Genomic DNA, 20,799 nt, shown 5'->3' with positions numbered 1-20,799 from the left:
CGCGCTCTTTATCTCCTTGTGGTAAGCACCCGTGGCTCAAAACTCAGTCTATTTCCCCGAACAATTCCTTGCGCAAATGCGTGAGGCCATGCCTGCTCATCTCTCCTTTGACGAATTTATTGACGCCTGCAAGCGCCCACTGCGCCGCAGCATTCGCGTTAATACGCTCAAAATTACGGTCGATGATTTTCTGGCGCTGGTGGCGCCCTACGGCTGGCAGTTAACGGCCGTGCCCTGGTGTGCGGAAGGGTTCTGGATTGAGCGCGAGGATGAAGAAGAATTACCGCTGGGTAGTACCGCAGAGCATCTAAGCGGCCTGTTTTATATTCAGGAAGCCAGCTCAATGCTGCCGGTTGCCGCACTGTTCGCCGAAGGATTAGCCCCCGAGCGCGTCATGGATGTTGCCGCCGCTCCGGGCTCAAAAACCACGCAGATTGCCGCGCGGATGAATAATCGCGGCATGTTGCTGGCGAATGAATTCTCCGCCAGCCGCGTCAAAGTACTGCATGCCAATATCAGCCGCTGCGGGATCAGCAACACGGCCTTAACCCATTTCGACGGCCGCGTTTTCGGGGCCGCACTGCCCGAGTGCTTTGATGCCATTTTGCTTGATGCCCCCTGCTCAGGTGAAGGCGTGGTGCGAAAAGATGCGGATGCGCTAAAAAACTGGTCAGAAGCCAGCAATCTCGAGATTGCCCAAACTCAGCGCGAACTGATTGAAAGCGCCTTCCATGCACTGCGTCCGGGCGGGACGCTGGTCTATTCCACCTGTACATTGAACCGTGAAGAAAATGAGTCAGTCGTGGCCTGGCTGCTGGAACGCTACCCGGAGGCCGTAACGGTCTCGCCGCTTGGCGATCTGTTCCCTACGGCAAAACAGGCCCTGACCCCTGAGGGCTACCTGCACGTTTTCCCACAAATTTACGACTGCGAAGGTTTTTTCGTCGCCCGCCTGCACAAAACAGCGTCTATCGATGCGCTGCCCGCTCCGGGTTACAAAGTGGGGAAATTCCCCTTCACCCCGATGAAAACGCGCGAGTCTGCCGCAGTTTCCGATGCGGCGAGAAACGTCGGCATCGAATGGGATGACGCATTAACGCTATGGCAACGTGACAAAGAGATCTGGTTATTCCCAAAAGAGATCGCGCCGCTGCTGGGTAAAGTTCGTTTTTCACGCATCGGTATTAAACTTGCCGAAACCCACAATAAAGGTTTCCGCTGGCAGCACGAAGCGGTGATAGCGCTGGCAAAAACCAGCAAGCTCGGGCATGAGTTAACGCCTATAGAAGCGCAGGAGTGGTATCGCGGTCGCGACGTTTACCCTCAGCAAATCCCGCAATATGATGATGTTATTGTCACCTTCCAGGGATTCCCGCTGGGGCTCGCCAAACGCATAAATTCACGCCTGAAAAACAGCTATCCACGTGAGCTGGTGCGTGATGGCAAGCTGTTTACCAACCGGTCGGCATAGCAAATAAAAAAAACGCATTTTTTGACTGGCATAAATCTCCGCGTTGACTAGGCTGAAAGGTACGGCCTAACTGGTCGTACCACCACCGGTCAGCAGAGTAACGGAGAGCATTATGAGCAAAACCAGCGTACGCATCGGCGCATTTGAAATTGATGATGCCGTGCTGCATGCCGAGCAGCACGGCGAGCGAACGTTAAGTATTCCTTGTAAGTCCGATCCCGATTTATGCATGCAGCTTGATGCCTGGGACGCGGATATCAGCATCCCTGCACTTCTCGATGGCGAACAGTCCGTCCTTTATCGTAAACACTACGACCAACCTTCCGACGCCTGGGTTATGCGCCTTGCTTAGCCCAAAAAGAACCCGCCAGCAGGCGGGTTATTTATTATTTGGCTTGTGTAGCAACCTTGTAGAGGGACGCTTCTCCCCGCGGCCGCGTTTTAAACCGGCGATGCACCCACAGGTACTGCTCAGGCGCGCGCAGAATTTCACGTTCGATAATTTTGTTCATATAGCAGGCTGCCGAAATTTCATCCCCTTTCGGGTAATCGGTCATCGCTTCGCTGATATGCAAGGTATAGCCTTTCTTGTGCGATTTACGCACCATGGTCACCGTCAGCATGGCGGCGCCGGATAAGCGCGACAGGACGTTTGTGCCGTTAGTGGTTGCCGCTTCGCTTACCGAGAAAAATGGCGCGAACACGCTGCCCTTAGGGCCATAGTCCTGATCGGGAGCGAACCATACGGCCTCACCCGCTTTCAGCGACTGGACTAAGCCACGCAGATTACGGCGGTCGATCATCGCTTTATTGGAACGCAGGCGACCGGTGGTCTGCACCCATTCCATTAGCGGATCGTTATGTGGGCGATAGGTTGCCATCATCGGACGACACAGGCCCATTGCCCGGCCACCCAATTCTAATGACATAAAGTGAACGCCTACAACCATCACGCCGCGCTGCTCATTGAGCGCTTTCATCAGGTTGCTGTAGCCGTCCACATCAAACCATTTTTTGACGCGGGCATCGCTCCAGAACCAGGCCATGCCGGTTTCGATAAGCCCCATGCCGAGCGACATAAAGTTCTGCTCAATCAGCTTTTCCCGCTGAGCAGGGTCCATGTTGGGAAAACAGAGTTCAATATTACGCGTAGCAATACGTTCACGGCGTTTTAAAAATCGACGTGATGCTTTACCAACGGAAGTGCCAAGAACATGCAAGAGTGGATAAGGAAGTTGAACAACCAACCATAAGGCGGCCAAAGCGAACCACTTCAACCCATTACGCGGGTGAAGTAAGCTAAAATCAAAATTTTTGAACATCATTTATTCCAGTAACGTGGAGCACAGGTAACGCCAAAGGAAAAAATGATTCCGTTCATCTATCTTTATGCGATACGTATAATGGTTGGACAGTATTACGTTCGACAAATTCACTATCTGTATGATTTTTTACAAAACATCACAGAGGCAGCAAGAGACGTGGCGTGGCGTGGCAAGCTGTGGCAAAATTCGACGCAAGCATGCACCTTTTTCTGAAAAAAAAATAGAGAATTTTAGTAACAGGACGAAATAATACCCCAATTGTCGTACGTTCATATTATTACTCATTGATCTTTTTATTTAATCAGGAAGACTCCTGGAAAAATAAAATGCGCGAGAGCGAATGGGCTCAGTATTGCGGGAAAAATAATTTCACAAAATAGATGAAAAAATGCTTGGATGGCAGCTTAAATCTGTTTACATTGGTGTAACAAGCACGCGGTATGATGACGCTGTTTGTCCTGCCGGGCGTATTCAGCAGGCAAAAAGAGACCGAATACGATTCCTGTATTCGGTCCAGGGAAATGGCTCTTGGGAGAGAGCCGTGCGCTAAAAGTTGGCATTAATGCAGGCTCAATCGCCTTGCCTTATAAGAATAGATGACCGTGACAGGTTTTCCAGTCCACGCCCTGCGTGAGCGGAAAATTTTCGTCCCAAAAACGGCATAAAATCAAAAAACCGCAGCCATTTCATCAGAAAGACTGCGGTTTTTTATTAGTTTTCAACCAGATATACGGATACTTAGCAAAGCTTCTCCGCCCGCTCAATAAACGGCGCCAGACTCATTTTCACGCCAGGATTCTTAGGATCATCAACCTGGATTATCTCAAGCGGCTGCGCCTTCGTTTTTCCGGCCTTGACCTGTTCTTGTGCGATATCGTTCAACGGGTATTGAACCAGGGTGCTTGGGTTTATGACATACAGCGCATTGCCCGCCCGGCAGGTCAGCATCACCTCTTCACGGTTAAAGGCCCATTTGTCTTTACCCACCTCAAAACGACTGACCGTGATAACCTGCGCCGCCAGCGCCGAACTCGACACGCTTAGCAGCAATAAAGAAAGGATCATTTTTTTCATAATTTCGCCATTTTTAATCAAAAGGGTTCCCAGGTAGCAAACAGGCTTACACATGCCAGCACGCAGGCCGCCAAAAAAATTTCAATCTGCGTCACGCGGATAAACAGGTGATGCGCTCGCGTGCCGGACGCCGAAAGACGAGGCACCAGCAGATAACGGTTAACCAACGCCGCCAGCACCATCAGCAGCACAAGACCGCATTTCACCCATAATGCACGACCGTATGGCGTCGTCGTGGTCAATCCTCCCTGAATCAACCACGCGTTGACAAGGCCGGTTAGAATTGCCCCCGCGACCGCAAGATGCCCGTAGCGAGAAAAACGCATCATGGTGGTGATCGCAAGCGTACGCCAGCGTCCGTTTGCCAGCCGCAAACAGTAAAGAAATGGCACCAGGCCACCTACCCACGCGGCGGCACAAAGCAGATGCAGCGCGTGGTTGGTGCGCTGCACCAGGCCGATGGTGCCATCTCCCATAGCGGCGTGGCCAACACCCGCCAGCAGGATAAACTGCGCAACACCAAGAAGCAAAAGTCGCCGCATCATCTGTCGGGGACGAACGCAAACAATGCCCAGAGCCACCCATGCCAGGACAATTTGCCATAGCCAGACGCTGCCAAACTGGGTTTGCAGCACTGCCCGCCAGATTTCTGGTCGCCAGGTATCTGACCAGCCTCCCCCCATCAGCCCACCCTGAACACACAGCATCAGCATTGCCGTGAACGCGCTGAGCGCCAGCATTCCCCGCAGTAAGCGAGAAAAACGTTGAATGAGTAAACGTCGTAACGCAGGCGGAGCCCACCAGCCGCCGTAAAGCGTGCAGCCGAAGACAACCATAAGCGAGGTGAAATGGGTGAAGCGTAACGCGATATAGAGAGCGGTCAGCATGATTACTTCACGCTAAATTGGTACTGGCCTTTAGTTTTATGGCCGTCAACGGAAACGACGTGCCATTCAACGGTATACAAACCTGATGTCAGCGACTCCGTTAGCGGGACGATGAGCTGTTTTTTATCGTTCTCATTGCGTACCGCCTTGCCGATAGCGATGTTCTGCTGGTTTGGCCCTTTGAGCGTGACGCCGCTGAAATTACCTTCAATGCCTTCAGAGAAGTTGAGCGTGAGAGACTGCGGTGAGGGGCTGACCTCCGAGTTGGCAGCCGGCGTTTGTTGCTCCAGATGCGCATGTGCCCAGACCGATGATGCGGACAAGACGCCTAACAGCAACAGCGATGCGCGCAACGCGCGAGAGGTGGTGAAGTTCATTTTCATCATTCCCTTTGATTATCAATCTAACCCGAAGGATAACGCTCTATAATGTTCGAGTCGAGATAAGCGCCCTATTGACTTGCCATTTTGCGAGACTCTTAGTAACTTTTGCGCGTTAGCTTTAGGAGAAAATCATGCAAACGAATCTGGCCACCTTACCGCAAGAAGAGATGGATAAAGTCAACGTGGATCTGGCAGCCGCCGGAGTCGCCTTTAAAGAGCGTTACAATATGCCGATTGTGGCGGAAGTGGTCGAACGTGAGCAGCCCGAACATTTGCGGGACTGGTTCCGTGAACGACTCATTGCGCACCGCCTGGCTTCCGTCAACCTGTCTCGCCTGCCGTATGAGCCTAAATCTAAATAATGATTACGCTAAGTGACAAATCCTGACATCCCGTCTGCTACTCTTTTACAGGATAAAAGACCACTGACACGTGTTGAAGGATGCAACTATGCTGACATGGACAATTGCTGCGGCGCAATATGCGCCACGTGAAGGAGACATCGCAGAAAATATCACCCACCATCTGCGTTTTATTGATGCCGCCGCCAGACAGGCATGCAAGGTATTAATTTTTCCTGAATTATCGCTTACCGGGCCCATTGATGAAAAATGTCTCCCGGCCCCGCCGTGCGATACCCAACTGCAACCGCTCAATGACGCCGCCCAGCGTTATCAAATGACCATCATTGCAGGCTTGCCGGTCGACCAGAACGGTAAACGAATCAAAGGCATCGTGGTTTTCACCCCCCATCACCATCAGCCTGCGAAACATCATCAAGGTCACGGAACCTGCCTGGCACCCGATTCCGATCAAATCAGTATCTTTGAACTCAATGATGAAGGCTGCGAATTGTCGAACCAGGCATCACTTTTAGCGACCGTTAGCTCAATGGCTGAACCTCAGCAACAGCGTACCACCCAGCGTTTACAGCGTTTTGCTCATAAATATGCAATAGCCGTTTTAAAGTCTAATTACGCCAGCGGCACGTTCTCTGGCGGCAGCGCGTTGTGGGATGAAAACGGTCAGCTTATCGTTCGAGCCGACAGCGGCGAATTGCTGCTCACCGGCAGAAAAAGCGCCCAGGGTTGGCAAGGCGAGATCATTCCTTTACGCTAGGCGTTTTTGGCCGGGAGTTCGCCATGCTGCGCGTTATCGATACCGAAACCTGCGACCTGCAAGGGGGCGTCGTTGAGATAGCCTCCGTCGATGTAGTTGACGGTAAAATTGTTAATCCAATGAGCCATCTGGTTCGTCCTGACCGTCCTATTAGCGCCCAGGCCATGGCTATCCACCGCATCACCGAAGAGATGGTGGCCGATAAACCGTGGATTGAGGAAGTGGTGCCCTTCTATCAGGGAAGCCCGTGGTACGTCGCGCATAACGCCAGTTTTGACCGCCGCGTCCTGCCGGAAATGGACGGCGAGTGGATTTGCACCATGAAGATGGCGCGTCGACTGTGGCCCGGCATCAAGTACAGCAATATGGCGCTGTACAAATCCCGCAAGCTGAGCGTGGCGACACCGCAAGGGCTGCATCACCACCGCGCGTTATATGACTGCTACATTACCGCAGCACTGCTGATTGATATTATGAACGTCTCCGGCTGGACGGCGGAACAGATGGTTGACGTAACCGGACGCCCCGCGTTGCTGCGCACTTTTACCTTCGGAAAATATCGCGGGCAGGAAGTGGCGGAAATCGCTCGCGACGATCCGGGCTATCTGCGCTGGCTTTTCAACAACCTTGAGCGCATGAGCCCGGAACTCAAAATGACGTTAAAGCACTATCTGGAGAAGTAGTTAGCGCTCCGTTTGTCCCGGAAGCGTTCCCTGCGCCAGCGCTATCAGGAAGGCGTATTCCAGCGCCACGCCTTCATAGCTCTTATAGCGCCCGGACTTACCGCCGTGCCCGGAATCCATGTCGGTGCAGAGCAGCAGAAGGTTATCATCGACTTTCTGCTCACGCAGTTTAGCGACCCATTTCGCGGGTTCCCAATACTGCACCTGTGAATCATGCAGCCCGGTCGTCACCAGCAAATGAGGATAAGCCTGCGGCTTGACGTTGTCATAGGGGCTGTAGGATTTCATATAACGGTAGTAGGTTTCATCCTGCGGATTCCCCCACTCTTCGAATTCTCCGGTGGTCAGCGGGATGGATTCATCGAGCATGGTAGTCACGACATCAATAAACGGCACCTGAGCGACCACGCCCTTTAACAACGAAGGTCGTTCGTTAATCACCGTGCCCATCAGCATTCCGCCAGCGCTTCCCCCCATACCGAAACACAGCGCCGGATCACCATAGCCCTTTGCCAGTAACCCATCGCAAACGTCGATATAGTCATTAAAGGTATTGTGCTTTTTGAGGAACTTGCCGTCTTCATACCATTGCTGTCCTAGCTCACCGCCGCCGCGAATATGGGCAATAGCAAAGACAAAACCCCTGTCGAGCAAACTCAACCGACTGCTACTGAAGTCGGCATCCATACTGGCGCCATAAGAGCCGTAGCCGTAGACCAGTAAGGGATTTTTGCCGCGACGGAAATGTTCATGGCGATAGACCAATGACACGGGAACCTCGACGCCGTCGCGTGCCGTTATCCACAAACGCTCGCTGCGATAGCGGCTGGCCACAAAGCCTTGCACCTCTTGCTGTTTAAGCACCGCTCGTTCGCCGCTGTCCATATTCAGCTCAAAAAGCGTATCTGGCGTGGTCATAGAGGAATAACCATAACGCAAACAGGCCGTTTCCGGTTCCGGGTTATAGGCAATCCACGTCACATACGTCGGATCATCAAACGCAATTTCCCGTTCCTGCTGACTGTGACGATGGATCTGCCGCAGACGCATTAACCCCTGCTGACGTTCTTCCACCACCAGCCAATCGCGGAACAAGGTGAAATCTTCCAGCATCACCGTATCGCGCGGTGGGATCACCGTTTGCCATGCGCTTTCATCCCAGCTTTCGCTGCGGTAGAGACCGAAATTTTTACCGTCACGGTTAGAGCGCAGATAAAACTGCTGCTGATAATGGTCGAGGCTGTATTCATGATCTTTGCGGCGCGGCAGATAAGACTGGGGCTGTGCGTGCGCTTTATCAGCATCCAGCAACAACATCTCACTGGTGGTGGCGCTGGAGAGCGCTATCACCACGTACTTGCGCGAGGAGGTTTTATGCAAGCTGACGTAGAACATTTCGTCAGCTTCCTCGTAAATTAACTCATCTTGCGTCACGGGAGTGCCAATCTGATGACGCCAGACCTGCCACGGCAACAGCGTTGTCGGGTGCTGGCGGACGTAATAGAGCGTACGCGAGTCATTGCCCCACACCACGCCCGGAGAGACGTCTTCAATAACTTCCGGCAGCCAGCTGTCATTCGTCAGATGACGAATGCGCAAACCGTACTGGCGACGCGAGAGAAAATCCTCGGTCACGGCCAGCAGATGGTTATCCGGCGCAACATTGAGGCCGCCCAGCGTGTAAAACTCGCTGTCTGCCGCCCGTTCATTTTCATCAAGCAGCAACGACCAGCTGTCTTCCCCTAATGCCTGACGCTGATAAATCGCATACTCCTGTCCCGGTTCATACACCTGCCGATAGCGGTAACCATTTTTGATATAGGGCGCCGACACTTCCCGGGGCGGAATGCGGTCGATGATCTCTTTAAGCACCTTGTCCTGTAAGCTGCGCTGTGAGGACATCACCGCCTGCCCGTAGTCGTTCTCCTGTTTTAAATAGTCCAGTACGACAGGCTCACACCGCGTGTCATCACGCAGCCAATAGTAGTTATCAATACGCGTATCGCCATGCAATGTCATGGCGAATGGGATCCGTTTCGCTTTAGGTGGCATCTCATTATTCATCTGTTTTAGTCACACTCTATAAGGGTGGACAAATTAGACGCTGATGCAAGCAAAACCTGCGTTCTGAACCTTAAAGTTGCTGTTTTTGTTGTTGTAAATCCTTCTCGATTTCCAGGCGCACCTCAAGCGGCAGCTTTAACGCCTCGCCCAGCGCATTCAGATAGCTGCGCTCCATAAAGTGGTCGATATCGATGGCGGCACAGCTGATAAAATAGAGCTCCAGCGCCTCTTCTTCGTTATGGACATCGCGTGCCAGACGCAGGGGATCGAGCGGTTGTTCGAGAGCCGTAGCGATGAACGTTCGCCCCTGCTCTTCCACGCCCGCTTCACGTAGCTGGTGTTCAATAGCCGCCTGCTCTTTAGCATCGATATGCCCGTCACTCTTCGCGGCAAAAACCAGCGCCAGAATCAGCCGCTCAGTACGGACATCCAGCGGGGCCGCCGGTTGACCGTATTTCGATTCTGTTTGCGGGTTAGCGCGCAATTTATCCTTATACTTGTTCCACAGCACGCTTCCCGCCACGGCACCACCGCCGACCAGTAGCGCGCCAGTGCCATATTTGGCCAACATCTTCCGTGACGATTTACTGGCGACGAGCAGGCCCGCCAACCCACCTAATGCGCCAGGCACCAGCATCTGGCTAAGATCCTTCTTTCCCTCTCCTGATTTTTGTCCCAGCAATGATTGCAGCTGATTAAGCCAACCTGACATATAACCTCCCGTAGAAATGCATGAGGATTTCAGCCTAAGCGTGCAGATGTCAGGATATGTCTGGTACGCATAAAGATGCGCAAATTTAAGGCGATGGTGCTGATAAAAGATCGCCGGCAAGACACACGCAAACGTTTTCGTTTATAATGCAGCAAATTTTGGATAGAGGGTGGATTGGGTCATGACGTTATTAGGCACAGCTCTGCGTCCTGCTGCGACGCGCGTAATGCTTTTGGGTTCGGGTGAGCTTGGCAAAGAAGTCGCCATTGAGTGTCAACGATTAGGGATTGAGGTCATTGCGGTTGATCGTTACCCGGATGCCCCGGCGATGCACGTCGCACATCGCGCTTTTGTTATTAATATGCTTGATAAAGACGCGCTTAAAGCGCTGGTCGAGCAGGAAAAACCTGACTTTATCGTGCCAGAAATTGAAGCGATCGCCACCGACATGCTGATTGAACTCGAGCAGGCAGGTCAGCATGTAGTGCCCTGCGCACGCGCAACCCAATTGACCATGAATCGCGAAGGTATCCGTCGACTGGCGGCTGAAACGCTCAAACTGCCTACCTCGGCGTATCACTTTGCGGACAGTGAGGAGCTGTTTCGCCAGGCAGTAACGGATATTGGTCTACCGTGCATTGTTAAACCGGTGATGAGTTCATCCGGCAAGGGCCAGACGTTTATTCGCCACGAGGATCAACTGACACAAGCCTGGCAATACGCGCAAGAAGGTGGGCGCGCCGGTGCCGGTCGCGTCATCGTTGAGGGCGTGGTGAACTTTGATTTCGAAATCACGCTGCTCACCGTGAATGCCGTGGATGGCGTTCATTTTTGCGCACCAATTGGCCATCGTCAGGAAGACGGTGATTACCGCGAGTCGTGGCAGCCTCAGCAGATGAGTGAACGAGCGCTGGCGCGCGCGCAGGAAATTTCGCGTGAAGTGGTGCTGGCGCTTGGTGGCTATGGGCTGTTCGGCGTCGAACTGTTTGTCTGTGGTGATGATGTGGTGTTCAGCGAAGTATCGCCGCGCCCGCACGATACCGGGATGGTGACGCTGATTTCACAAGATCTCTCGGAATTCGCCCTGCACGTCCGCGCCTTCCTTGGGCTGCCGATTGGCGGGATCCGTCAGTACGGCCCAAGCGCTTCCGCCGTGCTGCTGCCGCAGTTAACCAGCCGTAACGTGACGTTTGACAATGTGCAGAATGCGTTGTCGGCTAACGTACAACTACGTCTGTTCGGTAAACCTGAAATCGACGGTTCACGCCGGTTGGGCGTGGCGCTGGCGACCGCCGATAGCGTTGAAGACGCGGTTGAGCGGGCCAAAATTGCCGCCGCGGCGGTCATCGTTCAGGGATAAAAAAAGGCGGGTCGCTTTCGCGTACCCGCCCTCTTTTCTGTTACCCGGCCATAAGACCGGGTAAATCAGATATCTTACAGCTTCGCACCAGCAACCGCTTCGCGAGCCAGTTTGGTGATGCGATCGTAATCGCCTGCTTCCAGCGCGTCAGCCGGAACCAACCAGGAACCGCCGATGCACAGAACGCTTTTCAGCGCCAGGTAGTCACGGTAGTTCGCCGGAGAGATACCGCCGGTTGGGCAGAAACGGATCTGCGAGAATGGCCCTGCAATCGCCTGCAACGCTTTCACGCCACCGTTCGCTTCAGCCGGGAAGAATTTGAACTCTTTCAGGCCGTGTTCCATACCCAGCATCAGTTCAGACACGGAGCAGATACCTGGGATCAGAGGGATAGTGCCCGCGGTTGCCGCTTTCAGCAGGCTGTCGGTCAGGCCTGGGCTGATGGCAAACTGCGCGCCCGCTTCGGTAACTTCTTTAAGCTGCTGTGCGTTGGTCACGGTACCCGCGCCGACGATAGCATCCGGCACTTCTTTGGCAATGGCGCGAATCGCATCCATCGCGCAGGCGGTACGCAGCGTCACTTCCAGTACACGTACACCACCAGCAACCAGTGCTTTAGCCATCGGTACAGCGTGCTCAAGCTTGTTTACCACAATTACCGGTACTACCGGGCCAGTGGTCAGGATTGCTTCTGCAGTTGTTTTCCAGTTTTTCATCAGAAATTTTCTCTCGCCAGATCTACAAATCGTGTCATCTTAAAAGGTAATACAGGTTGCGCCCTGCTCTGCACCGGAGAGTTTTTCCCGTAATGCACCGAACAGCTCACGACCTGTGCCCACGCGCGAAGCGCTCAGATCGGGAATATGCGGTTGACGCGCAGCCAGTTCGGCCTCATCGACCAGCAGCGTCAGCTCACCGGTCTGGCCGTTTACGCGGATCATGTCACCGTCGCGCACTTTTGCCAGCAGCCCACCATCATAGGCTTCCGGGGTGACATGGATCGCCGATGGAACTTTGCCGGAAGCGCCAGACAGTCGCCCATCAGTCACTAACGCAATTTTGAAACAGCGGTCCAATAATACACCAAGTGGCGGCATAAGTTTATGTAATTCTGGCATACCATTCGCTTTTGGCCCTTGATGACGCACAACAACCACGCAATCTTTATCCAGCAGACCTGCTTCAAACGCTGGTAAAACATCATGCTGGCTTTCAAAAACAACCGCAGGCGCTTCAATGACCTGGTTTTCAACCGGCACGGCTGAGGTTTTCATCACCGCGCGACCGAGGTTACCGCTCAATACTTTGGTGCCGCCGTGTTTTGAGAATGGCTTGTCGAAGGTAGCGATAATGCTATCGTCAAGCGATACGCTAGCCCCTTCACGCCAGTCCAGCTTGCCGTTGTTCAACCACGGTTCCATGGTGTAATGAGACAGGCCGAAACCGGCTACCGTGTTCACATCTTCGTGCAGCAGACCGCCTTTTATCAGTTCGCGCACCAGCACCGGTACGCCACCGGCCGCCTGGAAGTGGTTAATATCGGCAGGGCCGTTCGGATAAAGTCGCGCCAGCAGAGGCACCACGTCGGAGAGTTCGGAGAAATCATCCCAGTTGATGATAATGCCCGCCGCGCGCGCCATCGCCACAAGGTGCATGGTGTGGTTTGTTGAGCCACCGGTTGCCAGCAGGGCAACAATCCCGTTGACGACCACTTTCTCGTCGATCATTTTACCCAGTGGCATCCAGTCGTTACCGTTGCCGGTCATACGCGTCACCTGACGTGCCGCCGCCGCGGTCAGCTCCGCACGCAGTGGAGCATCCGGGTGTACAAATGATGAGCCCGGCAGCTGCATCCCCATGAACTCAATCACCATCTGGTTGGTATTGGCAGTGCCGTAGAAAGTACAGGTGCCTGGCGCATGGTAGGATGCCGCTTCTGACTCGAGCAGCGCAGTACGGTCAACCTTACCTTCGGCATAAAGCTGGCGAATACGCACTTTTTCTTTGTTAGGCAGGCCGCTGGCCATCGGGCCGGATGGAATGAAAACGGAAGGCAGGTGGCCGAATGACAGCGCAGCCATCGCCAACCCTGGGACGATTTTGTCGCAGACGCCAAGGTAGAGCGCGCCATCGAACATGTTGTGAGACAAGCCAACCGCCGCGGACATCGCGATAACTTCACGGCTCAGCAAGGAGAGTTCCATCCCGTCCTGCCCCTGAGTGACCCCGTCACACATCGCTGGAACGCCGCCCGCGACCTGGCCCACCGCATTAACGCTGTGCAGCGCTTTGCGGATTTGATCCGGGTAGGTTTCATACGGCTGATGGGCAGAAAGCATGTCGTTGTAAGAGGTAATGATCGCAATATTGTTACGCAACATGCTTTTCAACGACGCTTTATCGTCAGCCTGACAGGCGGCGAAGCCGTGCGCCAGGTTACCGCAGGCCAGTTCTGAACGGTGAACCGTTTCAGTTTTTGCCTGCTCAATACGCGCAAGATAGGCCTGACGCGTAGCACGAGAGCGTTCGATAATGCGATTTGTTACCCGTAACATTACAGAGTTCATAAAGGCTCCTCAAAATTTTTCTGTCCAGGCCGCCATCGTATACGGTGAATACATTGGGCAAACTTATCAAAAAACACCGGTACAGCGCAGCTCAGAGGCAAGTATCTAGAGGTAGTGTAATAAAAAAAGCCCCGGGAGTGAATCCACCCGGGGCTTAAATGCACAGAAATAGCACTACATGCTGTGTTAGATCATGTTACCGGTAAAATAACCATAACGGATTATCTGTACCGCTTACTCGAACTCGTTCCAGGAACGACCATCGCGGGTAATCATCGCGACAGAAGCCACTGGCCCCCAGGTACCGGCCTGATACGGTTTCGGCGCATCTTTATCGCTTGCCCACGCTTCGGTGATAGAGTCGACCCACTTCCAGGCTTCTTCTACCTCATCGCGGCGCACAAACAGAGCCTGAATGCCACGCATAGTTTCCAGCAGCAGGCGCTCATAGGCGTCTGCAAGGTGTGTCTGATTAAAGGTTTCTGAATAGCTCAGATCCAGTTTAGTCACCTGCAGGTTGTGCTTGTGCTCAAGACCCGGGACTTTATTGAGGATCTGGATATCCACGCCTTCATCCGGCTGCAAACGAATGGTCAGTTTGTTCTGCGGCAGTTCAGGCCAGGTTTCCTTGAACAGATTCAGTTCAGGGTTTTTGAAGTACACCACCACTTCGGAGCATTTGGTCGGCAGACGTTTACCGGTACGCAAGTAGAACGGCACGCCAGACCAGCGCCAGTTATCAATATCCACACGAATGGAAACGAAGGTTTCGGTGCTGCTGGATTTGTTCGCGCCCTCTTCTTCAAGGTAGCCCGGCACCTTCTGACCCTGCGCAAAACCGGCGGTGTACTGTCCACGGACGGTTTTTTCACGCACGTTGGTATGGTCAATGCGACGCAAAGACTTCAGAACTTTGACTTTCTCATCACGAATGCTGTCAGCGCTTAAATCTGAAGGAGGCGCCATGGCAATCATGCACAGAACCTGCAACAGGTGGTTTTGGATCATGTCGCGCATCTGACCGGCCTGGTCGAAGTAACCCCAACGGCCTTCGATGCCCACTTCTTCAGCAACGGTGATTTCCACATGATCGATCGTACGGTTATCCCAGTTATTAACAAACAAGGAGTTTGCAAAACGCAGCGCCAGCAGATTCAGTACCGTTTCTTTACCCAGATAGTGGTCGATACGGTAAACCTGGCACTCTTCAAAATACTCGCCAACCTGGTCGTTAATTTCACGAGAGGTTTCAAGGGAAGTCCCCAGCGGTTTTTCCATCACCACGCGCGCAGGTTTGGCATTCAGCTTGGCTTCACCCAGACCGCGGCAGATGGCGCCAAAGGTGCTCGGCGGCATGGCGAAATAGTTAATGGTGGTACGATTTTTTTGATCGAGCATCTCACCCAGACGGGAGAACGCTGGCGCGTCGTTCACATCCAGATTGCAGAAATCAAGGCGTGCGCTGAGGGTGTCCCACAAACTTTCATCAATTTTTTCCTTCATGAAAGTTTCAAGCGCTTCGCGGACAACTTTGGTGTACGCCGCTTTGTCCCAGTCTGCACGACCCACCCCGATAATCCGGGTGTCCGGATTGATCTGCCCGGCTTTTTCAAGCTGATACAGGGAAGGCAGCAGTTTTCGGCGGGCCAAATCGCCCTTCGCGCCGAAAATGACCAGATCGCATGCCTGCGCCGTTTGCGTTACCGCCATGTCATTCTCCTCAGTTTAGGTTCCTGGTTCTGTGCCAGGCTACATATTCATCATCTATCAGCTTTTCCTGAAAAACGACGGATATCATTGTAATTTTCTTACGGTGCACTGTACTGTGTTTACCAAATTGCCGAAACCCTTTAACGCCCTTCTCGCCCGTCGATCGCACAAATCGGAACCGTTGCGGCAACAGCGTTAGGCATTCCACCAATTTTGTTTGTTCTTTCGCCTCAATGGCGTCAGTTAAAATACGACGCTGATCATGTAATGAAAAAAAACAACATTTTTTGCCGTTGTTATTCACTTTACGACCGGGTTCGAGCGTATATTCTTGCTAAAACGCCCGAAGATTTCACCCATTAATGGAATCGTTTCAATCTATGAGCGCCTTGCTACGATGAATATGCTGGAAAAAATTCAGTCCCAACTGGAAAACCTTAGCAAATCCGAGCGAAAAGTCGCGGAAGTTATTCTTGCGGCCCCGGACCAGGCGATCCATTCAAGCATTGCCGCACTCGCCCTGGAAGCGGAGGTCAGCGAACCCACCGTCAACCGCTTTTGTCGGAGCATGGAAACGCGCGGGTTCCCCGATTTTAAACTGCATCTCGCGCAAAGTTTGGCTAACGGCACACCGTATGTTAATCGTAATGTCGATGAAGATGACAGCGTCGAGGCGTATACGGCGAAGATTTTTGAATCAGCGATGGCAAGCCTCGCCCACGTGCGCCAATCGCTGGATATGTCAGCAGTCAATCGCGCGGTCGATCTCCTGACGCAGGCCAATAAGATTGCCTTTTTCGGGCTCGGATCGTCGGCGGCGGTCGCTCACGATGCGATGAATAAGTTTTTCCGCTTCAACGTTCCGGTCATCTACTCTGATGACATTGTTTTGCAACGAATGAGCTGTATGAATTGCAACGACGATGACGTCGTGGTGTTAATTTCTCATACCGGCCGCACCAAAAGTCTGGTCGAGATAGCCCAGGTTGCCCGCGAAAACGATGCGATGGTTATCGCCATCACCTCTGCCGGTACGCCGCTGGCGCGCGAAGCGACCCTCGCCATCACCCTGGATGTTCCTGAAGATACCGACATTTACATGCCCATGGTGTCAAGGCTCGCGCAACTCACCGTGATCGATGTCCTGGCAACGGGCTTTACCCTGCGCCGGGGGGCAAAATTCAGGGATAACTTGAAGCGAGTCAAAGAAGCATTGAAAGAATCGCGGTTTGATAAAGAGCTTTCAACACACAGCGATAACCACTAAAAGCGATAATAACGGCATCATTAATTAACTCATTCGGTAGCGCCAAGCTGGCGACATTGCCGAATTCCTGTTCACGCAACACCAAAGTTGTACTAGTCAACGGAGTATTACATGTCCAGAAGGCTTCGCAGAACCAAGATCGTTACCACATTAGGCCCAGCAACCGACCGCGACAATAACCTTGAGAAGGTGATTTCCGCCGGTGCTAACGTCGTGCGTATGAACTTTTCTCACGGTACAGCAGAAGATCATCAGCTTCGCGCAGACAAAGTCCGTGAAATTGCGGCCAAACTGGGGCGCCACGTTGCCATTCTCGGTGACCTACAGGGCCCAAAAATTCGCGTATCGACCTTCAAAGAAGGCAAGGTTTTCCTCAATATCGGCGACAAATTCCTGCTTGATGCCAACCTGGGTAAAGGTGAAGGCGACAAAGAGAAAGTCGGTATCGACTACAAAGGTCTCCCCGCTGACGTCGTTCCGGGTGATATCCTGCTGCTTGACGACGGCCGCGTGCAGCTAAAAGTGCTTGAAATTCAGGGCATGAAGGTCTTCACCGAAGTGACGGTCGGCGGCCCACTGTCCAACAACAAAGGCATCAACAAATTAGGCGGCGGTCTGTCTGCTGAAGCTCTGACCGAAAAAGACAAAGCCGACATCCATACTGCCGCAAAAATTGGCGTGGATTATCTGGCGGTTTCCTTCCCACGCTGCGGTGAAGACCTGAACTACGCGCGCCGTCTGGCACGTGAAGCAGGCTGCGATGCCAAAATTGTGGCAAAAGTTGAGCGCGCGGAAGCGGTTTGCAGTCAGGATGCGATGGATGACATCATCCTGGCCTCTGATGTGGTGATGGTCGCTCGTGGCGATCTCGGCGTTGAAATTGGCGACCCGGAACTGGTAGGTATCCAGAAAGCGCTGATTCGTCGCGCCCGTCAGCTCAATCGCTCGGTGATTACCGCGACTCAGATGATGGAGTCGATGATCACAAACCCAATGCCAACGCGTGCCGAAGTCATGGACGTGGCGAACGCCGTGCTGGACGGTACCGATGCCGTGATGCTGTCAGCTGAAACTGCGGCCGGTCAGTATCCTTCTGAAACCGTAGCCGCGATGGCGCGCGTGTGTCTGGGTGCTGAGAAAATCCCAAGCATTAACGTCTCCAAACACCGTCTGGACGTGCAGTTCGACAACGTTGAAGAAGCCATCGCCATGTCTGCGATGTACGCGGCAAACCATCTGAAAGGCGTTACCGCCATCATCACGATGACCGAATCCGGCCGTACCGCGCTGATGACTTCACGTATCACCTCTGGCCTGCCAATCTTTGCGATGTCCCGTCACGAGCGCACGCTCAATCTGACGGCGCTGTATCGCGGCGTGACGCCGGTGTTCTTTGATAGCGCCTGCGATGGCGTAGCCGCCGCACACGATGCGGTTAATCTGCTGCGCGACAAAGGTTATCTGATGTCCGGTGACCTGGTTATTGTCACTCAGGGTGACGTGATGAGCACCGTGGGCTCAACCAACACCACGCGTATCCTGACCGTCGAGTAAGTCCCTCTCGTGATACAAAAAAGCCCAGTCCTCAGGACTGGGCTTTTTACATTTGGGATACCGCTTCTTTTGTAGGCCTGATAAGGCAACGCCGCCATCAGGCATTACCGCGCACATTGCCGGATGGCGGCGTTGCCTTATCCGGCCTACATCCACTATTCCCGGCGTCGCATTCGCTCGGCTGGGCTACCGGACTATTTCTTTTTCTTCGGATACAGCTCTTTACGTCTGTAAGGCTCCACTTCACCCGGTTTACGCGTTTTTAAAAGCTTTAAGATCCAGGTGTACTGTTCAGCATGGGGGCCGACAAAGATTTCCACTTCCTCATTCATACGGCGCGCAATGGTATGGTCGTCCGCTTCCAGCAGATCGTCCATTGGCGGGCGCACCAAAATCGTTAAGCGATGAGTTTCGCCGTTATAAACCGGGAATAGCGGCACCACGCGCGCGCGGCACACTTTCATCAAACGACCAATGGCGGGCAGCGTTGCTTTGTAGGTGGCGAAGAAATCAACGAACTCACTGTGTTCCGCACCGTGGTCCTGATCGGGCAGATAATAACCCCAGTAGCCCTGACGCACCGACTGAATAAATGGTTTGATACCATCATTACGCGCATGGAGACGCCCACCAAAACGGCGGCGTACGGTATTCCACGCATAATCGAAGACTTTGTTACCCTGATTGTGGAACATCGCCGCCATCTTCTGGCCCTGTGAAGCCATAAGCATTGCCGGGATATCAACGCCCCAACCGTGCGGCACCAGGAAGATGACGTTTTCGCCATTGCGGCGCATTTCATCAATGATTTCCTGGCCCTGCCAATCGACACGATCGGCGATCTTTTTCGGCCCTTTGAGCGCCAGTTCAGCCATCATGACCATCGCCTGCGGTGCGGTGGCGAACATCTCATCAATAATCGCTTCACGCTCGGCTTCACTCTTATCCGGGAAGCAGTAGAGTAAATTTATCTGGGCCCGGCGACGCGCGCTCTTGCCCAATCTTCCCGCCAGACGACCGAGTTTGCCCAAAAGGGGATCGCGAATTTTAGCCGAAATGTAAGCGATTCCAGCAAAGGCCAGCACACCAATCCAGGCGCCCCAGTATTGTGGGTGGCGGAATGATTTCTCAAATTCGGGAATGTATTCACTGTTATTTTTTTTCGTTTCCATGCCTGTTCCTGGTTGAGTCATCGGGGCAGTGTGAATAAGCAGATAGTGTAGCGAGGCCGGGAGTTTCGCACAAAAGAAAAAGCCGGTACTGCTAAAGCACCGGCTCTGAACGCATACTTCTTAGACGAAATTAATCGAAACGCAGTTGCGGCAATACCTGTTTTACCTGCGCCAGGTAATCGGTACGGTCGGAACCGGTTAACCCTTCAGTACGCGGCAGTTTCGCGGTCAGCGGGTTGACGGCCTGCTGGTTCAGCCATACTTCATAGTGCAGATGTGGGCCGGTTGAGCGACCGGTATTACCGGACAGCGCAATACGATCGCCACGTTTCACCTTCTGGCCCGGTTTCACCAACAGTTTGCGTAAGTGCATGTAACGCGTGGTATAGGTGCGACCGTGTCGCAACGCGACGTAGTAGCCCGCGGCACCGCTGCGTTTTGCCACCACCACTTCACCATCGCCCACCGCCAGCACTGGCGTACCCTGCGGCATAGCAAAATCGACGCCACGGTGCGGCGCAACGCGACCGGTCACCGGATTCAGACGGCGCGGGTTAAAGTTGGATGATACGCGGAACTGACGCGCGGTCGGGAAGCGCAGGAAGCCCTTCGCCAGCCCCGTACCGTTACGGTCATAGAATTTGCCATCTTCAGCGCGGATCGCATAATAGTCTTTACCACCGGAGCGTAAACGCACGCCCAGTAACTGGCTCTGCTCGCGTTTGCCATCGAGCATTTCACGCGACATCAGCACCGAGAATTGGTCGCCCTTTTTAAGCTTACGGAAGTCCATTTGCCACTGCATTGCTTTGATGACCGCACTGGCTTCAACGCTGGTCAAACCGGCATTCACCGCGCTGGAGACAAAGCTGCCGCCCACGGTGCCTTTGACAAGGTTATTCACCCACTCGCCCTGCTGCATCTCACTGCTCATCTTAAAGCCGTTTGCAACGCGGTCGTAGGTGCGGGTTTCGCGGCGGGACATCTCCCAGGTCAAACGCTGGAGATCGCCATCATCATTTAACGTCCAGGAGAGCTGTTGCCCTACCTTCATGTTTCGCAGGTCTTTATCCGCCGCGGCGAGCTGGCTGATATTACCCATATCAATACCGTACTGATTCAGAACGCTGCTGAGGGTATCGCCCGTGGATACCACATATTCATGCACGCCCGTTTCGTTGTCGGCTTTATCGTCCAGCTCATCTTGAGGAATTGCTTCGTCTTCCTGAGCGGCCTGGTCAATCGGTTCGCTGGCTTCTGGCAGCAGCGAACGGATCTCTTTTTTCTCCAGTTCGATCGTACGCGTGACCGGTGAAGAGGTTGGATGGTATACATAAGGCCGCCAGACAGCGACGGCTAATGTGAGAACGGTGAGGGACCCCAGCATAACGCGGTGGGGTCTAGGCAAATTGTTAAATGCCAGGGCGACAGAGCGGGCTATCTGCTGCACG

19 protein-coding genes are annotated in these 20,799 nt (G+C 53.4%); 8 read left to right on the top strand and 11 right to left on the bottom strand.

The features are described from left to right. Positions 1 to 31 precede the first annotated feature (31 nt). Complete coding sequence (gene rsmF / locus ACIPDS_RS11005) at positions 32 to 1,471, top strand: 16S rRNA (cytosine(1407)-C(5))-methyltransferase RsmF (protein WP_400735374.1); 1,440 nt, start codon at positions 32 to 34, stop codon at positions 1,469 to 1,471. A gap of 112 nt (positions 1,472 to 1,583) precedes the next feature. Continuing rightward, positions 1,584 to 1,823 carry a YebV family protein gene (locus ACIPDS_RS11000; protein ID WP_062776169.1) on the top strand — a complete coding sequence of 80 codons (240 nt, stop codon included), beginning with the start codon at positions 1,584 to 1,586 and terminating at the stop codon, positions 1,821 to 1,823. 34 nt (positions 1,824 to 1,857) lie between these two features. Here ACIPDS_RS11000 and lpxP read toward each other — a convergent pair whose 3' ends face one another. The 4 genes from lpxP to yobA form a co-directional block, all read right to left on the bottom strand. Next, a complete protein-coding gene (gene lpxP, locus ACIPDS_RS10995; RefSeq protein ID WP_400735610.1) occupies positions 1,858 to 2,793 on the bottom strand; it encodes a kdo(2)-lipid IV(A) palmitoleoyltransferase in 936 nt (311 codons plus the stop codon). Between the two features lie 741 nt (positions 2,794 to 3,534). Continuing rightward, a complete protein-coding gene (locus tag ACIPDS_RS10990; protein ID WP_166514450.1) occupies positions 3,535 to 3,873 on the bottom strand; it encodes a YebY family protein in 339 nt (112 codons plus the stop codon). Positions 3,874 to 3,887: 14 nt separating this feature from the next. After that, positions 3,888 to 4,757 (bottom strand): copper homeostasis membrane protein CopD, encoded by an 870-nt coding sequence (gene copD / locus ACIPDS_RS10985; protein ID WP_400735371.1) that lies wholly within the window; start codon positions 4,755 to 4,757, stop codon positions 3,888 to 3,890. Between the two features lie 2 nt (positions 4,758 to 4,759). After that, positions 4,760 to 5,134 (bottom strand): CopC domain-containing protein YobA, encoded by a 375-nt coding sequence (gene yobA / locus ACIPDS_RS10980; RefSeq protein ID WP_400735369.1) that lies wholly within the window; start codon positions 5,132 to 5,134, stop codon positions 4,760 to 4,762. Between the two features lie 137 nt (positions 5,135 to 5,271). On the opposite strand from yobA, the gene ACIPDS_RS10975 reads away from it, so the two are divergent. The 3 genes from ACIPDS_RS10975 to exoX all read left to right on the top strand — a co-directional run bounded on the left by ACIPDS_RS10975 (position 5,272) and on the right by exoX (position 6,942). Then, a complete protein-coding gene (locus ACIPDS_RS10975; protein WP_400735367.1) occupies positions 5,272 to 5,502 on the top strand; it encodes a DNA polymerase III subunit theta in 231 nt (76 codons plus the stop codon). 88 nt (positions 5,503 to 5,590) lie between these two features. After that, the gene (locus ACIPDS_RS10970; protein WP_400735365.1) at positions 5,591 to 6,259 is read left to right on the top strand and encodes a carbon-nitrogen hydrolase family protein; all 669 of its coding nucleotides are present in this window, start codon (positions 5,591 to 5,593) and stop codon (positions 6,257 to 6,259) included. Between the two features lie 23 nt (positions 6,260 to 6,282). After that, entirely contained in the window at positions 6,283 to 6,942 is a 660-nt protein-coding gene (gene exoX / locus ACIPDS_RS10965; protein WP_400735363.1) for an exodeoxyribonuclease X, read from the top strand. Here exoX and ptrB read toward each other — a convergent pair whose 3' ends face one another. Together ptrB and ACIPDS_RS10955 are read right to left on the bottom strand one after the other, a co-directional pair. Next, complete coding sequence (ptrB, locus tag ACIPDS_RS10960) at positions 6,943 to 8,994, bottom strand: oligopeptidase B (protein WP_400735361.1); 2,052 nt, start codon at positions 8,992 to 8,994, stop codon at positions 6,943 to 6,945. An 82-nt stretch (positions 8,995 to 9,076) separates the two neighbouring features. Beyond that, positions 9,077 to 9,718, bottom strand: a complete 642-nt coding sequence (locus ACIPDS_RS10955) for a tellurite resistance TerB family protein (protein ID WP_400735359.1) — start codon at positions 9,716 to 9,718, stop codon at positions 9,077 to 9,079. Between the two features lie 181 nt (positions 9,719 to 9,899). Here ACIPDS_RS10955 and purT point away from each other — a divergent pair, with 181 nt between their 5' ends. After that, positions 9,900 to 11,078 (top strand): formate-dependent phosphoribosylglycinamide formyltransferase, encoded by a 1,179-nt coding sequence (gene purT, locus ACIPDS_RS10950; RefSeq protein ID WP_400735357.1) that lies wholly within the window; start codon positions 9,900 to 9,902, stop codon positions 11,076 to 11,078. 74 nt (positions 11,079 to 11,152) lie between these two features. Here purT and ACIPDS_RS10945 read toward each other — a convergent pair whose 3' ends face one another. The 3 genes from ACIPDS_RS10945 to zwf all read right to left on the bottom strand — a co-directional run bounded on the left by ACIPDS_RS10945 (position 11,153) and on the right by zwf (position 15,355). Next, a complete protein-coding gene (locus ACIPDS_RS10945; protein ID WP_153742664.1) occupies positions 11,153 to 11,794 on the bottom strand; it encodes a bifunctional 4-hydroxy-2-oxoglutarate aldolase/2-dehydro-3-deoxy-phosphogluconate aldolase in 642 nt (213 codons plus the stop codon). A gap of 39 nt (positions 11,795 to 11,833) precedes the next feature. Further along, entirely contained in the window at positions 11,834 to 13,645 is a 1,812-nt protein-coding gene (gene edd, locus ACIPDS_RS10940; RefSeq protein WP_400735355.1) for a phosphogluconate dehydratase, read from the bottom strand. 234 nt (positions 13,646 to 13,879) lie between these two features. After that, a complete protein-coding gene (zwf, locus tag ACIPDS_RS10935; RefSeq protein WP_166513624.1) occupies positions 13,880 to 15,355 on the bottom strand; it encodes a glucose-6-phosphate dehydrogenase in 1,476 nt (491 codons plus the stop codon). A 397-nt stretch (positions 15,356 to 15,752) separates the two neighbouring features. On the opposite strand from zwf, the gene ACIPDS_RS10930 reads away from it, so the two are divergent. After that, positions 15,753 to 16,622 (top strand): MurR/RpiR family transcriptional regulator, encoded by an 870-nt coding sequence (locus tag ACIPDS_RS10930; RefSeq protein ID WP_400735352.1) that lies wholly within the window; start codon positions 15,753 to 15,755, stop codon positions 16,620 to 16,622. Between the two features lie 111 nt (positions 16,623 to 16,733). Continuing rightward, positions 16,734 to 18,176 carry a pyruvate kinase gene (gene pyk / locus ACIPDS_RS10925; RefSeq protein WP_166513622.1) on the top strand — a complete coding sequence of 481 codons (1,443 nt, stop codon included), beginning with the start codon at positions 16,734 to 16,736 and terminating at the stop codon, positions 18,174 to 18,176. Between the two features lie 194 nt (positions 18,177 to 18,370). Here pyk and lpxM read toward each other — a convergent pair whose 3' ends face one another. After that, positions 18,371 to 19,348 carry a lauroyl-Kdo(2)-lipid IV(A) myristoyltransferase gene (gene lpxM / locus ACIPDS_RS10920; RefSeq protein WP_400735350.1) on the bottom strand — a complete coding sequence of 326 codons (978 nt, stop codon included), beginning with the start codon at positions 19,346 to 19,348 and terminating at the stop codon, positions 18,371 to 18,373. Positions 19,349 to 19,478: 130 nt separating this feature from the next. Then, positions 19,479 to 20,798 carry a murein DD-endopeptidase MepM gene (mepM, locus tag ACIPDS_RS10915; protein WP_166513620.1) on the bottom strand — a complete coding sequence of 440 codons (1,320 nt, stop codon included), beginning with the start codon at positions 20,796 to 20,798 and terminating at the stop codon, positions 19,479 to 19,481. Position 20,799: the final 1 nt, after the last annotated feature.

Source organism: Kluyvera sp. NPDC087067, from assembly GCF_044745165.1.
Lineage (GTDB): Bacteria > Pseudomonadota > Gammaproteobacteria > Enterobacterales > Enterobacteriaceae > Kluyvera.
The sequence above is the reverse complement of the archived record's forward strand: the minus strand, read 5'-3'. Positions and strand labels throughout refer to the sequence as shown.

What these genes read in the sequence shown, in the direction of transcription:
- lpxM (WP_400735350.1), bottom strand. Translation starts at nt 19,348, where the DNA reads ATGGAAACGAAAAAAAATAACAGTGAATACATTCCCGAATTTGAGAAA.
- ACIPDS_RS10955 (WP_400735359.1), bottom strand. Translation starts at nt 9,718, where the DNA reads ATGTCAGGTTGGCTTAATCAGCTGCAATCATTGCTGGGACAAAAATCA.
- ACIPDS_RS10930 (WP_400735352.1), top strand. Translation starts at nt 15,753, where the DNA reads ATGAATATGCTGGAAAAAATTCAGTCCCAACTGGAAAACCTTAGCAAA.
- pyk (WP_166513622.1), top strand. Translation starts at nt 16,734, where the DNA reads ATGTCCAGAAGGCTTCGCAGAACCAAGATCGTTACCACATTAGGCCCA.
- ACIPDS_RS10945 (WP_153742664.1), bottom strand. Translation starts at nt 11,794, where the DNA reads ATGAAAAACTGGAAAACAACTGCAGAAGCAATCCTGACCACTGGCCCG.
- ptrB (WP_400735361.1), bottom strand. Translation starts at nt 8,994, where the DNA reads ATGCCACCTAAAGCGAAACGGATCCCATTCGCCATGACATTGCATGGC.
- ACIPDS_RS10975 (WP_400735367.1), top strand. Translation starts at nt 5,272, where the DNA reads ATGCAAACGAATCTGGCCACCTTACCGCAAGAAGAGATGGATAAAGTC.
- edd (WP_400735355.1), bottom strand. Translation starts at nt 13,645, where the DNA reads ATGAACTCTGTAATGTTACGGGTAACAAATCGCATTATCGAACGCTCT.
- exoX (WP_400735363.1), top strand. Translation starts at nt 6,283, where the DNA reads ATGCTGCGCGTTATCGATACCGAAACCTGCGACCTGCAAGGGGGCGTC.
- yobA (WP_400735369.1), bottom strand. Translation starts at nt 5,134, where the DNA reads ATGAACTTCACCACCTCTCGCGCGTTGCGCGCATCGCTGTTGCTGTTA.
- ACIPDS_RS11000 (WP_062776169.1), top strand. Translation starts at nt 1,584, where the DNA reads ATGAGCAAAACCAGCGTACGCATCGGCGCATTTGAAATTGATGATGCC.
- ACIPDS_RS10970 (WP_400735365.1), top strand. Translation starts at nt 5,591, where the DNA reads ATGCTGACATGGACAATTGCTGCGGCGCAATATGCGCCACGTGAAGGA.
- copD (WP_400735371.1), bottom strand. Translation starts at nt 4,757, where the DNA reads ATGCTGACCGCTCTCTATATCGCGTTACGCTTCACCCATTTCACCTCG.
- lpxP (WP_400735610.1), bottom strand. Translation starts at nt 2,793, where the DNA reads ATGTTCAAAAATTTTGATTTTAGCTTACTTCACCCGCGTAATGGGTTG.
- purT (WP_400735357.1), top strand. Translation starts at nt 9,900, where the DNA reads ATGACGTTATTAGGCACAGCTCTGCGTCCTGCTGCGACGCGCGTAATG.
- zwf (WP_166513624.1), bottom strand. Translation starts at nt 15,355, where the DNA reads ATGGCGGTAACGCAAACGGCGCAGGCATGCGATCTGGTCATTTTCGGC.